Origin of the sequence: Mesoterricola sediminis, from assembly GCF_030295425.1 — a bacterium.
GTDB lineage: Bacteria > Acidobacteriota > Holophagae > Holophagales > Holophagaceae > Mesoterricola > Mesoterricola sediminis.
Genome location: NZ_AP027081.1, coordinates 1,567,102 through 1,580,139, shown reverse-complemented (window position 1 = coordinate 1,580,139; position 13,038 = coordinate 1,567,102). Strand labels below are relative to the sequence as shown.

Genomic DNA, 13,038 nt, shown 5'->3' with positions numbered 1-13,038 from the left:
CGTGTTCCCCTTGTTCCCAGGGCCGAAAGCCGCATGGGGATTGGGTTTGAAGGGAACATGTATTCGTGTTCCCTGATTTGTTCCCTTTTTGTTCCCTCTCTCGTGCCTTCCCATCGGGTGTGTGCTCTCCCTGCCCCCGGGAACAGGGAACACGGTGGGAACAATCGGGCGTGTTCCCTGCAAAGCCGCATGGCCATTGACTCTTGGACCTCGGGAACAAGGGAACAAAGGGAACACGATTCAGGAAGGCAGGGCGCCCATGACCTGGCTTGATGCCTTCCTCGCCCGGCCCGTGGTGCCCGAGGGAACGGGCCAGGAGGCGCCCCTGGTCCCGGGCCAGGAGGGTGAGGGCATGGTGCCCTCGCCTGAAGGAGGGAACGATTCATTCTCTCCTTGGGACCCGACCCTGGAGGCCCTGTGCCAGACGCAACCTGAGGATGCCCCCTACCTGCGGGCGGAGCGCGCTGCGGTGCTGACCTTCTGCGCTGGCTTGCCCCATGACCAGGCCGAGCACATGGTGGGGCTGCGGTGATGCCCGGGCCCTACCACCCCCACTCTCCCCCTACGGGTCCTTCCATGGGGCCGCCAGGAGGGCGTCGCACGAACCCGCCCCATTTTTCTAGCTGAAGGCCAAACACCCATTTCCGGGTCGCCATGGAGCGCAGCGTGCAGGAAGCACAAGGGAATCGACGCAGGCTTCGGGAATTGGGTGACGCGGTGAGCTACGGGTTTTCGCCCTTGGGCCAGGGTGGGCGCCGTGGAAAGCCTGTCCGCATCTTCGCCAAATACACGCTTTAGGCAAGGAGCAACAATGTTCGTTTTCGAGCCCAATCACCTTTCACAGGACAACTTGGCCGCCATCTTCGGCGTGACAACCAGGTGCATCATGCACTGGCGCAAATCGGGACTCCCGCAACACGGCACGGGCCCCAAGTGCTATTACGTCTGGGCGGAAGTGCTTCCCTGGTATGTGGCCTACAAGGCGGGGCTCGGGGATCCGCGGCGGGCCCTCCCGAAGGTCCAAGCGGGCCCAAGGCCAGGGCCGAACTACTTCCATGCCCTGGAGCTGGTGGAGCGCCTCCAAGAGGCCCTGGCCGCGGAGGTGGGGGGCGCCTTCAAGCGCCGGGCCAGGAAGGCACCGGCCAGGAAGCACAAGCCCCGCCCGGCCCCGGTTCCGAGGCGGGGCGAGTTGGGGTGAGGTGCCCCGGGCCCAAATGTGGCGGAGGGATGAATCCGATTCACACCCGCGGGGACGTGCAGGGCGCCGCAGGCCGGGGTATCAGGCTATCTTGGTCCCTTCGAGCGGGGCCGGTCCGCGTGGATCACCTGGGCCCGTTGGTGCCTGCCTGCCCGGCCCGTGAAACAGAAAGGGCCCCCTCGACGAGGGAGCCCTTCCGCCCTGCCCCGTTACGTTACTTGCCCTTCTTGGGGATCTTCACCTTCTGGACGATCGTGGTCTTAGGGTGCTTCTGCACCTCCTTCATGCTCACGAACTCCCCAGTGATGGCACTCCTGCCCACTTTCCTGGTCGCCATGGTTCCGCATCACCTCCCTTCTGAATAGATCATACCAAGGTTCGCCTATATTTTCAATTTGTTTCGCATCAATTCCCATTTACACCAACATGAATCCATGCTTTAAGACCCACCTGGCCCCCGGCCGCGCATGGCTACGCCCCCCCTGGCTCGCCATGGGGGCCGAGCATCGCGCCTCAACCGTCACCGGTCATGGTGAGGGGGAGATTGGTCCACGATGTGATCACATCGTGATCACGGCGCACAAAACCCATCAAAAATTGACGGACTAAAACATAAAGGGAAAGGGCTGAAACCGTTAAGTTTCAGCCCTTTCTTTCTGGTGGTTCCTCAGGGACTCGAACCCTGGACCCTCTGATTAAGAGTCAGATGCTCTAACCAGCTGAGCTAAGGAACCGACTCGGAAGTTCTAGAATACCTTGGACTCTGGAAAACGCAAGCGAAAAACCAACATCGGAATCCTTCGAGCGGCTCGGGTTGGGTTGGCCCCAAGGCAGCGGGGCGTGGGCCTGGAAAAAGCCGTTCGGGCGCGGGTCGCGGCAAGGCGGCCCGGTTTGGCGCCAGGTCGGGTTGGCGCGCAAGGGCCTCGCGCGCTGCCCCGGCTTGCCGGGCCTAGTGCAGGCCGTGATCCATGTTCATGGCCTTGCGCACCTGTTCGAGGGTGGCGACGGCCTCCTCCCGGGCCCGGGCGACGCCGCGGCGGAGGACGTCCTTGACGTAGCCGGGGTCCTTGGCGTGGCGGGCGCGGCGCTCGCGCATGGGGGCGAGGTAGGCGTTCAGGGCCTCGGTGAGGGCGGCCTTGAGGCGGCCGCCGCCGCCGTCGCCGATGGCGGCGGCCACGGCCTCGGGGGCCTCCCCGGTGCAGATGGAGATGAGGCGGAGCAGGTTGGCCACCTCGGGGCGGTTCACGGGATCGTAGGTGATGTTGCGGTCCGCGTCGGTCTTGGCGCCCTTGAGGACCTTGGCGGTCTCCTCGGGGGTCATGCGGATCATGATCGTGTTGCCGCGGCTCTTGCTCATCTTCTGGCCGTCGGTGCCCAGCACGAGGGGGATGTCGCTCAGGAGGGCGTCGGGCACGGGGAAGACGGGGTTCTCGGGGGAGAACCGGTCGTTGAAGCGGCGCGCGATCTTGCGGGTCAGCTCCAGGTGGGGCAGCTGGTCGCGGCCCACGGGCACGACGTTGCCCTTGCAGAAGAGGATGTCGGCGGCCTGGTGGATGGGGTAGGTGTACATCAGGGCGTTGACCTGCTTGAGGCCGGCGGCCCGGATCTCCTCCTTCACCGTGGGGTTGCGGTCCAGCTCGGCCGTGGTGACGAGGTTCATGAAGGGCAGGAGGAGCTGGTTCAGCTCGGGCACGTGGCTGTGGCTGAAGAAGAAGGTGCGGCCGTTCTCCGGATCGAGGCCGGCGGCGAGGTAGTCCAGGATCACCTCGTGGACGTTGGTGCCCACGGCGTCCGCGCTGTCCCGGTCGGTGAGCACCTGGTAGTCGGCGATGACGATGAACGTGGTGGCGCCCAGCTCCTGGATCTTCACGCGGTTGGACAGGGTCCCGAAGAGGTGCCCGATGTGCAGGGGGCCCGTGGGGCGCTCCCCGGTGAGGACCCGGTACTTCTGGGGGTTCTTCGGCAGGTCGGCCCAGATGGCCTGGCTCCGCCGGGAGGACTCGAGGAACGTGGCGGATTCGCGCTCGCGGTCGTCGTTGTTCAGGAGGAACTTCTCTTCCATTCGGGGACTCCGGATCTCAAACGCCCAGCAGGAGGCGGGCCAGGGGGTACAGGTACAGGTTCTCGGCCACGAAGTAGAACGGGCTCAGGATGGCCATGATCACCTGGGGCAGGATGAAGAAGCAGGCCAGCAGGACGATACCGATGATGGGCTGGGCCCGGTCGTACGACTGCAGCCACCGCCAGGGCAGGAAGCCCCGCAGGATGCTGGCCCCGTCCAGGGGCCCGAAGGGGAGCAGGTTGAAGATGGCCAGGCCGATGTTGATGGCCACGAGGCGCCCCAGGAGGGTCAGGGCCAGGGCCGTCCCGGCGGAGAGGCCCGGGATGGCCAGGAAGGCCTCCACGGAGCCGTACATGGACCGCATGAGGACCACGCCCCGCTGGGCGGGGTCCACGGGCAGGCCGAAGCGGATCAGGAGGCACAGGGCCACGAGGAACACGAGGGACTGGACGAGGTTGGAGGCGGGCCCCGCGCCGGCGACCATGGCGTAGGCGACCCGCATGCGGAAGCGGCGGGTAAGGCGGTTGGGATCCACGGGCACGGGCTTGGCCCAGCCCAGGACCCGGACGTTCCCCAGGATGCCGATGAGGGGCATCAGCACGGTGCCGATGAGGTCGATGTGGGCGATGGGGTTGAGGGTCATGCGCCCCAGCCGCCTGGCGGTGTCATCCTCCAGGAGGTACGCGGCCGTGGCGTGGGCGGCCTCGTGGACGCTCAGGGAGAAGAGCACGGCCACGTACGTGACGAGGACCGAGGCGATGTGGATGTTGTCGAACAAGGGCTGCTCCGGGGCCGGGGAACCGCCCCCGGTCCTTCGATTCTACGGTGTAAACCGCAGGGAGCTAGATGACGATGGTCTCCTTGACCAGGTCGCCCTCGCGGAAACGGCTCCAGCGCAGGGGGGTGAGGTCGATGGAGGCGTACTTGCCGGTCAGGACCAGCTCGGCCAGGGAGATGCCGACGGCGGGGCTCTCCATGGCGCCGTGGCCGCTGTAGCCCACCTGGAGAAGGAGGCCGGGGTGCTCGGCGTGCCAGCCCAGGATGGCGTTGTGGTCGGGGCCGGTGGTGTCGTAGAGGTAGGCCCAGCCGCTCTTGAGCTTGCAGGTGGCGGTGGGGGGCATGCGCTCCTGCATCACCAGGTTGATCTCCTCGACGTAGTAGTCGGGCTCGAACGTGGTCTCGAGGCTGTCCGGGGTGTCGGGCTTGGCCTTGCCGATGAGGAAGTTGCCGCTCTCGTTCTTGAAGTAGATCCCCTGGTCGATGATGGTGAGGGGGATGTCCTCCCAGCGGGGGTCCTGGTCGGGGAAGTCGGTCACGAACATCATGCGCTTCTGGCTGATGATGGGCATGAGGTCCGTGTCGGGGCACCCGGAGGCCCGGAGCAGGTTGTTCGTGTGGGGGCCGGAGCAGAGGGCGACGATGCCGGCCTCGACGGTCTCCTCGGCGCCCGAGGGGCCCTTGAGGCGCAGGCCGGTGGCGCGGCCCGCGGCGTCGAAGGTCACGGCCAGGGCCTCGGTCTTGAGCTCGAGGACGGGGCGGGCCTTGAAGTCGGCCAGGGCGCGCTCGAAGTAGCCGGCCGCGGCCTGGCTGGGATCGAAGCTGCCGCAGTCACGGCCGAGCACGCCGCCGGCGATGTCCTCCATGCCCAGGAAGTCCCGGACGTCGGGGTCCACGGCCTCCACGGAGGCGCGCAGGCCGGGGATGATGGCCTCCACCTGGGCGGGGGTGATGAGGTCGAAGTTGACGCCGTTGGCCTTCCAGATCTCGGCCGCGGCGGGGATGCGGGCCCAGGAATCCTTGTAGTAGGTGAAGAGGTACCCGCACTGGCGGAACCCGATGCTGACGCCCATGTCCTCCTGGAAGGACTTCAGCACTTCGATGCCCTTCGTGCAGAGCTGCTGGTTGATGGGGGTCGTCCACAGGTTCCGGAAGCCGCCCGCGGAATAGGCCGAGGCCCCCGTGGCCACCGCCTCGCCCCGGTCCACCACGAGGATGGAGCCCGTGAACCCCTGCTTCAGCAGGTTGTAGACGAGGGAACCGCCGCCGATGCCGGCGCCAACAACGACAAGGTCGAATCTACGCAAGGCTTCCTCCGAACCTGCAAGTATGGCCGGACCCGGGCGGAAGGACGCTAGGATCGCCGTCACAAGTTGCGGACCGGCCCGGGCCGCCGCCGGGGGGTGCCGATTCCCCGCGCCTCCCGCTATGCTTCTACCTGGATCAAAAGCCTCGGAGAGCCCATGCACCTGAAGGAGAACGCCCCCTCGGTCGCGAGCCATGGCCGGACTGTCATCGGGTTCAACTGGATCGGGGGCCGCGAGGTCGAGGGGGATCTCCCCTCCTTCGACTCCCGTTCCCCCATCGACACCCGGGATACGGTGGGCATCTTCCCCGAATGCGGGGAGCGCGACGTGGAGAAGGCCGCCAGGGCCGCCGCGGCCGCCTTCCCGGCCTGGAGCGCCACGCCGGCCCCCCTCCGGGGCGCCCTCGTGGGCCGCATCGGCGAGGGCCTGGCCCGCCACAAGGACAAACTGGCGGCCATCATCACCCGGGAAGTGGGCAAGCCGCCGAGGGAGGCCCAGGCCGAGGTGCAGGAGGCCATCGACCTCTGCGCCTACTACCAGGGCGAAGGCCGCCGGCTGCACGGACAGACGATCCCGAGCGAGCTTCCCGACCGCGCCATCACCACCTACCGCCGCCCCCTGGGCGTCGTGGCCGTCATGGCCGGCGGGGCCTTCCCCCTCTCCACCCCCGCGGCCCGGGTCATCCCCGCCATCCTCTGCGGGAACACGGTGGTCTGGAAGGCCTCCGAGGACGCCCCCACCACCGCCTATCTCCTGGCCCGTTGCATGATGGACGCGGGCCTGCCCCCCGGCGTCGTGAACATCCTCAACGGCAAGGGCCGCACCGGCTGCGGGAAGCACGTGGTGGCCGGCCTGGACAAGGGCTTCTACCAGAAGTTCTGCTTCTCGGGCGCCACCGCCGTCGGGAAGCTGGTCGCCGAGGCCGCCGGCCGCAACCTCCTGGTCCCGAGCCTGGAGCTGAGCGGCAAGAACCCCCTGCTGGTCATGCCCGGCTGCGACCTGGAGGCCGCCGTCCAGGGCGCCCTGTGGGGCGCCTTCGGCACCGCCGGCCAGCGGCGCACGTCCGTGGGCAACATCCTGGTCCACCAGGACCTGTACCCCGCCTTCCGGGAGGCCTTCCTGGCGGCGACCGACGCCCTGCCCATCGGGAACCCCATCACCCACCCGGAGGTGTTCTTCGGGCCCATGCTCAACGCCCGCTTCACCAAGGCCTTCGAGGCCCACTGGGCCATGGGCCAGGAGGACGGCGCGGCCCTCGTCCGCGGCGGCGCCCGCATCACCGAGGACAACCGCACCGCGCGCGTCCTGGGCCCGGTGGTCAAGGGCCACTTCGTGGAGCCCTGCGTGTGGGAGGGCGTGACGCCCGAGATGAAGCTCTTCCAGACGGAGATCCTGGGCCCCACCGTGAACCTCTGCCGGGTGGAGGACCTGGATCAGGCCCTGGCCTGGGCCAACGCGACGCCCTACGGCTTCTCAGCGGCCCTCTACGCCGAGGACCGGCGCACCATCGAGCGGTTCAAGCGGGAGGTCCGCGCGGGGCTGGTCTTCATCAACGCCTCCACCAGCGGCACCGAGGCCCACGTCCCCTACGGCGGCGCGGGCTGGAGCGGCAACGGCAGCCGCGAGGCCGGGGCCTGGGCCCTGGAATCCTACACGCGGTGGCAGGCCGTCATGGACGACACGTCCGGCTCCCACCGGGTCGCGCAGCTCGACACGGCGCACCACCTGCGGCACACCTACGACCCCAGCCACTGGGACAAGCTCTGAGGGGATCGAGGCTCCGCCGCCGCCGCCGGCATCGCCTGCGGCGCCAGCGGACGAGATCCTTCAGTTCCGCCCACCGCAGGCGCGGGATGCCGATGAGTTCGGTCGGACAGCAGCGCAGCATGGAGGTTCCTGGGCACGGGCGGGGTTGGACCCTCCCAGTATAAATTAACCATTCATGACCGCAACCCTCCTGGCCGACTTTTTCCGGCCCGCCCCCTGATCCCACGGCTCTGACCAAGCAGACGGTCGGAACCGACCCCGCCCCGGTAGTAAGCTGAAGCCATGCGTCCCGTAGCCGTCCTCTTCGCCGCCGCCCTCCAGGCCTCCGTCCCCCAGATCCGGGTGGGCCTCGACACCCAGGCCCTGGAATGGGTCGTGTCGCTGGAAGGGGGCGGGGAGCTGCGCAGCCTGGAGGGCCGGCCCCTGCTGACCCTGGCCCCGGGCGAGAAGGTCCGCATCTGGTGGGACAGCCGCGGAGAGGCCGACCCCACGGACGAGTACCGGGTCCAGGTGGGCGGCCCCCTGCCCCTCCGGGACGCCCAGGCCCTCATGAAGCGCCTGGAGGCCCTGGGGGAGCGCCCCGACCGGGTGGAGGTCCCGGACGGCGGCACCTGGCGGGTCCTGGCGGGCCACTACGAGCATCCGAAGCAGGCCGAGCCCCTTCTGGAGAAGCTGCGGGTGGTGGGCCTGGAGGAGCTCTGGGTGTCCACGGAAAAGCGCGCGGGGGAGCCCCGGAAGGCCCGGGCCCTGTATGCGGTGACGGAGCGCTACGAGCGCATCCCCCTGCCGGCCACGGGCGTGGCGCTGGCCCCCAAGGGGGACCTGGCCATCCTCGCGGGCAAGGGCCGCTACCGCGGCGCCACGACGATCTTCCCCAACGCCCAGGGCCGGCTCACGGTGGTGAACGCCCTCGACCTGGAGACCTACCTGCGGGGCGTGGTGCCCAGGGAGATGGGCGCCTGGGAGTACCCCGCCCTGGAGGCCCTGAAGGCCCAGGCGGTGGCTGCGCGCACCTACGCCTACGCCAACCTGGGCAAGCGCGCCAAGGACGGCTTCGACCTGCTGGACACCGTGGCCGACCAGGTCTACGGGGGCCGGGACGGGGAGCAGTCCCTCACGGACCGGGCCGTGTCCGAGACGTCGGGCCTCATCGCCACCTACGGGGGCCGGCCCATCCAGGCGCTCTTCATGGCTGACTCGGGCGGCGCCACCATCGACAACACCTTCGTCTTCGGGGGCACGGCCCCCTACCTGCAGGGGGTCTCCAACTACGCCGAGGCGCCCCGCACCCTCACCTTCCGGGGCTCGTCGGCGCCCGCGGGCGAGACGCCCTGGCTGGGCTGGGAGATCCTGCGCCTGGCGGCGTCGGGGGCCGTGCCCGCGTCCCTCCTGGAATCCCCGCGCATGGCCCGCCCCGCGGAGGCCGCCGACCTGAAGCCCGCCGTCGAGGCCGTGGCCTCCCGCCTGGGCCGCGCCCCCGCGCCCCCCGCGCGGAACCTGCTGCTGTGGATGGCCCGGAGCCTGGGCTTCGGCGAGGTGGTCGAAGGCATGGAGCGGCCCCAGGACGCGGTCTACCTCCTGGGCGACGCGGCCCCCGCCCCGGCGGACCAGCCCCTGGCGGCCTTCCTGGTGCGCCGGGGCATCGCCCCCCCGGCCCTGTGGCGCACGCCGCCCTCCCTGGCCCAGGCCCTCCAGGTGCTCGGGCGGCTCTGGCAGGAACTGGAGCCTGCGGAGATCCAGGAGGGCACCCTGCTCCTGGACGGCCAGGTGCGCGTCAAGGGCGGCGGTCCGGGCCCCCTGGCCCTGGCGCCCCGGTTCCTCCTGGCCGAGGAGGCCCCCGGCGGCAGCTTCCGCCTGGTGGCCGCCACCGACGCCCAGGTGGGGGACCGGCTCAAGTGGCTCCCCGCCCCCGGCGGCGCGCCCCTCCTGGTGCGGCGCCTGGACCCGGACGGCACGGCCCTGGACCGCTACAACCCCACGGCCCACTGGAAGGTGGAGATCAAGGAGGCCGACCTCCTGGACCGCCTCGCCCAGCGCGCCGGGGTCCGCACCATCTCGGCCCTGGAACTCACCCACAACGCCAACGGCCGGGTCACGGAGCTGGTGGTGCGGGACGCGAAGCGCCGGCCCCACCGGTTCAAGGGCATGCACATCCGGAACCTCCTGGGCCTGAAGGACAACGTCTTCCGCATGCTGACCCTGGGCGAGGCGCCCCAGCGGCGCTGGATCGTCTACGGGCGCGGCTGGGGCCACGGCGTGGGCATGGACCAGACGGGGGCCTACGGCATGGCCCTCGAGGGCCACGCCTTCGACGCCATCCTCAAGCACTACTACCAGGGCATCCAGCTGACCCCCATCGGGTACTGACATGCCGGTCTTCGCGCTGGCCGAGGCCCCGGTCTTCCCCGACCCCCGGCGGTCGGCCCCCGACGGCCTCCTGGCCGTGGGGGGGGACCTGTCCGTGGAACGGCTGGTCCAGGCCTACGCCCTGGGGATCTTCCCCTGGTACGGGGAGGGGTCGCCCATCCTCTGGTGGTCTCCGCCCGAGCGGGCGGTCTTCCTGCCCGGGGACGGGCGCCTGCCCCGCTCCGCCCGCAAGGCCCTGGCCCGCCGGCCCTTCGAGATCCGCCGGGACACCCGCTTCGCCGAGGTCATCGCCCAGTGCGCCCGGGTGCCCCGGGCCGGCCAGGACGGCACCTGGATCACGGAGGAGATGGAGGCGGCCTACGGGGCCCTCCACGCGGCGGGCTACGCCCACAGCTTCGAGGCCTACCGGGACGGCGAGCTCATGGGCGGGCTCTACGGGGTCTCCCTCGGGGCGGCCTTCTTCGGGGAGAGCATGTTCAGCCTGGAGGCCTACGCCAGTCGCGCGGCCTTCCAGGCCCTCCTGGACACCCTGGCCGCCTGGAACTTCCAGCTGGTGGACGGCCAGGTGCCCAACGCCAACCTGGAGACCCTGGGGGCCCGGACGATCTCCCGGGCGGCGTTCCTGGACCGGCTGGCCCGGGCGCTGCAGGTGCCCACCCGCCGCGGGTCCTGGGCCGAGTAGAATGGCTGCCATGCCCCCCTTCCCGCCCATCCCGGGCGCGCCGCCCCTGCCCGCCGCCTGGCCCTATGCCCTCCGGCCGGCCCTGACGCCGCTCACCCGGGTGGAGGGGGCGGACCTGCCGGGCCTCGGCCCCGGCTGGACCTTCGTGGGCGACCCCGCCCGGATGCCCGCGGGCGAGCCCGAGGGCCTGGGGGGCGCCTTCGGCCGGGGCGGCGTGTTCCGGTGCGGGGCGGCCGTGATCCGGCCGTACCGGCGCGGCGGCCTGGTCCGCCACCTGAACGGACGGGTCTACCCGGGTCCCGGCCGCTTCGCCCAGGAATTGGCCGTCCACCGGGCCCTCTGGGAAGCGGGCTTCCCCACGGTGGAACCCCTCGGCTTCGCCTTCCGGCCCCGCCTCTGGGGCTGCGAGGGCGCCTACCTGACCCGCCTGGCGCCGGGGGACCCCTGGCCCCGGACCTGGGCCCCGGAGGCCCTGCCCGCCGTCCGCGGCCTCCTGGCGGCCCTCTGCGCCTGGGGCCTCCACGCGCCGGACCTGAACGCCACCAACTTCATGGTGGGCCCGGACGGGGTGCTGGCCCTGGACTGGGACCGGGCGCGCTGGACCCAGGCCGGCGATCTGTTCGCCCGTTACAAGGCCCGCCTGGATCGGAGCCTTCGTAAACTGCACGCGCCCGACGGATTTGTGATCTAATCCTTGATTCCAACAAAGGCCAATATCGGATAATCTCATCCGAATAGGAGGACCACCATGGACTGGAAGGATCGGATGACGGACTGGTTCCGGCTCGCCTTCTTTTACGGCGACAACTGGATCAGCATCCTGGGCGGCATCCTGACCACGGGCACCGGCTTCACGCTGCTGTGGTCCTGGTTCCGGGAACTGGCCAGCCCCCACTCGGCCAGCCCCTACGTGGGCATCCTGCTCTTCATCCTGCTGCCCGTCGTCTTCCTGGTGGGCCTGGTCATGATGCCCCTGGGCATGTGGCTGCGCTTCCGGAAGATGCGCAAGGCCGGCACGGCCCCCGAGGTGACGCCCAAGGTCGACCTGACCAGCCGGCACATCCGCAAGGTGCTGACCATGGTCGCCATCGCCACCGGGCTGAACATCGCCCTCCTGGGCGTCGCCACGGTGCGCGGGGTCGAGTACATGGACTCCAGCAAGTTCTGCGGCCTCACCTGCCACACCCCCATGATCATGGAATACCGGGCCTTCGCCGACTCCCCCCACTCCCGCGTGGGCTGCGCCCAGTGCCACATCGGGCCGGGCGTCGATTCCTTCTTCGCGGCGAAGATGGCGGGCGTGCGCCAGCTCTTCGGGGTGGTGTTCAACAACTACCACCGGCCCATCCCCAGCCCGGTGGAGAGCCTCCGCCCGGCCAAGGAGACCTGCGAGGCCTGCCACTGGCCGCAGAAGTTCCACGGCAACCAGATCCTCGTGCGCAACCACTACCTGGACGACGAGGGCAACACGCCGTCCATCACGGTCCTCATGCTGAAGATCGGCGGACGCTCCGGTGAGCAGAACACGGGCATCCACGGCCGGCACATCGACACCTCCGAGCGCATCTCGTACGTCGCCACCGACGAGCGCCGGCAGAACATCGTCAAGGTCACCTACCGCGACGACAAGGGCAACCTGGTCGAGTACTTCGGCGGCGAGGCCAAGGAGGGCGAGAAGCCCCGGCCCGAGCGCAAGATGGACTGCGTGGACTGCCACAACCGGCCCACCCACGCCTTCGAGAGCCCCGAGTGGGCCATCGACCACCGCATCACGAAGGGCATGATCAGCCGCGAGCTGCCCTTCATCAAGAAGAAGGCCGTCGAGCTCCTGAAGGTCCCCTACCGCACCCAGGCCGAGGGCGCCGCCGCCATCGCCAAGGGCATCGTGGACTTCTACCAGACCTCGTACCCCGCCCTCTACCGGGACAAGAAGGCCCTCGTGGACGCGGCCGCGGCCGGGGTGCAGGACGCCTACACCCGCAACGTCTACCCTGAGATGAAGCTGACCTGGGGCACCCACCCCAACCAGATCGGCCACCAGGAGGGCGGCTGCTTCCGGTGCCACGACGGCAGCCACTCCACGAAGGACGGCTCCAAGACCATCGCCGCCGACTGCGACAGCTGCCACACCATCCTGGCGCAGGACGATCCCGATCCCAAGATCCTCAAGGACCTGGGCACCCGCTAGGCGCTCCCGCAGGAAAGGGCCCCCCGCTCCGGCGGGGGGCCCTTTTCGTGGGCCGTGGTGGCATCCTGGAACCATGCAGCGGATCCTGGCGCCATGCCTCCACAAGTTCCGGGAGAAGGCCTCGGTCTTCCTCACCGAACTCCATCCCGCCGCCGACGCGGCGGAGCGGGAGGCGGTGCTCCACCGCCTGCGCAAGCGCGACTTCGACGCCACCCACCACTGCTCGGCCTGGCGCGAGGCCGGCGGCGCCCATGGCGCGGACGACGACGGGGAGCCCTCGGGCACCGCGGGCCCGCCCATGCTCCGGGTCCTCGAGGGCGAGGACGTGGTGGATGTCCTGGCGGTGTGCATCCGGTGGTACGGGGGCACCAAGCTGGGCACCGGCGGGCTCGTGAAGGCCTACACGGAGGGCGTGCAGGGGGCGCTGGCCGCCGCCCGGGAGCAGGGCCTGCTGGAGCCCGTGCGCCTCTGGCGCGCCGGGCGCATCCAGGCGGACCCCGCCCACGCCCACCTGCCCTACGCGGTCCTGGGGGCCTTCCCCGAGGCGGAGGTGCTGGGCCAGGACTACGACGGGGACGCCGCCGTCCTCCGCTTCCGCATGCCCCTGACCGGGGACGGGGCCCGGGAGCGGGCCCTCGAGGCCCTCTGGACGGAGCGCAGCCGCGGCGGCCGGGTGGAGTGGACCTAGCT

12 protein-coding genes and 1 tRNA gene are annotated in these 13,038 nt (G+C 70.0%); 8 read left to right on the top strand and 5 right to left on the bottom strand.

Translation table 11 applies throughout. The features are described 5' to 3' along the window. The first annotated feature begins 259 nt into the window (after positions 1 to 259). A complete protein-coding gene (locus R2J75_RS06995) occupies positions 260 to 532 on the top strand; it encodes a hypothetical protein (protein WP_243347384.1) in 273 nt (90 codons plus the stop codon). 354 nt (positions 533 to 886) lie between these two features. Beyond that, entirely contained in the window at positions 887 to 1,198 is a 312-nt protein-coding gene (locus R2J75_RS06990; protein WP_243347383.1) for a hypothetical protein, read from the top strand. A 214-nt stretch (positions 1,199 to 1,412) separates the two neighbouring features. Here R2J75_RS06990 and R2J75_RS06985 read toward each other — a convergent pair whose 3' ends face one another. From R2J75_RS06985 to R2J75_RS06965, 5 genes are all read right to left on the bottom strand, one after another. Beyond that, entirely contained in the window at positions 1,413 to 1,535 is a 123-nt protein-coding gene (locus R2J75_RS06985; RefSeq protein WP_316411379.1) for a hypothetical protein, read from the bottom strand. A gap of 320 nt (positions 1,536 to 1,855) precedes the next feature. Next, positions 1,856 to 1,932, bottom strand: a tRNA-Lys gene (locus R2J75_RS06980). Positions 1,933 to 2,147: 215 nt separating this feature from the next. Beyond that, positions 2,148 to 3,260: a tryptophan--tRNA ligase gene (gene trpS, locus R2J75_RS06975; RefSeq protein WP_243335704.1), complete on the bottom strand. Its 1,113-nt coding sequence runs from the start codon at positions 3,258 to 3,260 to the stop codon at positions 2,148 to 2,150. Between the two features lie 16 nt (positions 3,261 to 3,276). Then, on the bottom strand, positions 3,277 to 4,038 hold the full coding sequence (locus tag R2J75_RS06970) for a site-2 protease family protein (protein WP_316411377.1): 762 nt from the start codon (positions 4,036 to 4,038) through the stop codon (positions 3,277 to 3,279). Positions 4,039 to 4,102: 64 nt separating this feature from the next. After that, complete coding sequence (locus R2J75_RS06965) at positions 4,103 to 5,344, bottom strand: NAD(P)/FAD-dependent oxidoreductase (RefSeq protein WP_243335698.1); 1,242 nt, start codon at positions 5,342 to 5,344, stop codon at positions 4,103 to 4,105. 156 nt (positions 5,345 to 5,500) lie between these two features. Here R2J75_RS06965 and R2J75_RS06960 point away from each other — a divergent pair, with 156 nt between their 5' ends. The 6 genes from R2J75_RS06960 (at position 5,501) to R2J75_RS06935 (ending at position 13,036) form a co-directional block, all read left to right on the top strand. Beyond that, complete coding sequence (locus tag R2J75_RS06960) at positions 5,501 to 7,111, top strand: aldehyde dehydrogenase family protein (protein ID WP_243335695.1); 1,611 nt, start codon at positions 5,501 to 5,503, stop codon at positions 7,109 to 7,111. A 282-nt stretch (positions 7,112 to 7,393) separates the two neighbouring features. Then, positions 7,394 to 9,478 carry a SpoIID/LytB domain-containing protein gene (locus R2J75_RS06955; RefSeq protein WP_243335692.1) on the top strand — a complete coding sequence of 695 codons (2,085 nt, stop codon included), beginning with the start codon at positions 7,394 to 7,396 and terminating at the stop codon, positions 9,476 to 9,478. Position 9,479: 1 nt separating this feature from the next. Continuing rightward, positions 9,480 to 10,160 carry a leucyl/phenylalanyl-tRNA--protein transferase gene (gene aat, locus R2J75_RS06950; protein WP_243335690.1) on the top strand — a complete coding sequence of 227 codons (681 nt, stop codon included), beginning with the start codon at positions 9,480 to 9,482 and terminating at the stop codon, positions 10,158 to 10,160. Between the two features lie 10 nt (positions 10,161 to 10,170). After that, a complete protein-coding gene (locus R2J75_RS06945) occupies positions 10,171 to 10,851 on the top strand; it encodes a protein kinase family protein (RefSeq protein ID WP_243335688.1) in 681 nt (226 codons plus the stop codon). A 57-nt stretch (positions 10,852 to 10,908) separates the two neighbouring features. Further along, positions 10,909 to 12,348 (top strand): NapC/NirT family cytochrome c, encoded by a 1,440-nt coding sequence (locus R2J75_RS06940; RefSeq protein ID WP_243347381.1) that lies wholly within the window; start codon positions 10,909 to 10,911, stop codon positions 12,346 to 12,348. A gap of 73 nt (positions 12,349 to 12,421) precedes the next feature. Next, positions 12,422 to 13,036, top strand: coding sequence for a YigZ family protein (locus R2J75_RS06935; RefSeq protein ID WP_243335685.1), 615 nt, complete (start codon positions 12,422 to 12,424; stop codon positions 13,034 to 13,036). Positions 13,037 to 13,038: the final 2 nt, after the last annotated feature.

Excerpts from the sequence above, each read along its gene's own strand:
- R2J75_RS06940 (WP_243347381.1), top strand. The coding sequence starts at position 10,909 with ATGGACTGGAAGGATCGGATGACGGACTGGTTCCGGCTCGCCTTCTTT.
- trpS (WP_243335704.1), bottom strand. The coding sequence starts at position 3,260 with ATGGAAGAGAAGTTCCTCCTGAACAACGACGACCGCGAGCGCGAATCC.
- aat (WP_243335690.1), top strand. The coding sequence starts at position 9,480 with ATGCCGGTCTTCGCGCTGGCCGAGGCCCCGGTCTTCCCCGACCCCCGG.
- R2J75_RS06985 (WP_316411379.1), bottom strand. The coding sequence starts at position 1,535 with ATGGCGACCAGGAAAGTGGGCAGGAGTGCCATCACTGGGGAGTTCGTG.
- R2J75_RS06955 (WP_243335692.1), top strand. The coding sequence starts at position 7,394 with ATGCGTCCCGTAGCCGTCCTCTTCGCCGCCGCCCTCCAGGCCTCCGTC.
- R2J75_RS06990 (WP_243347383.1), top strand. The coding sequence starts at position 887 with ATGCACTGGCGCAAATCGGGACTCCCGCAACACGGCACGGGCCCCAAG.
- R2J75_RS06960 (WP_243335695.1), top strand. The coding sequence starts at position 5,501 with ATGCACCTGAAGGAGAACGCCCCCTCGGTCGCGAGCCATGGCCGGACT.
- R2J75_RS06995 (WP_243347384.1), top strand. The coding sequence starts at position 260 with ATGACCTGGCTTGATGCCTTCCTCGCCCGGCCCGTGGTGCCCGAGGGA.
- R2J75_RS06945 (WP_243335688.1), top strand. The coding sequence starts at position 10,171 with ATGCCCCCCTTCCCGCCCATCCCGGGCGCGCCGCCCCTGCCCGCCGCC.
- R2J75_RS06935 (WP_243335685.1), top strand. The coding sequence starts at position 12,422 with ATGCAGCGGATCCTGGCGCCATGCCTCCACAAGTTCCGGGAGAAGGCC.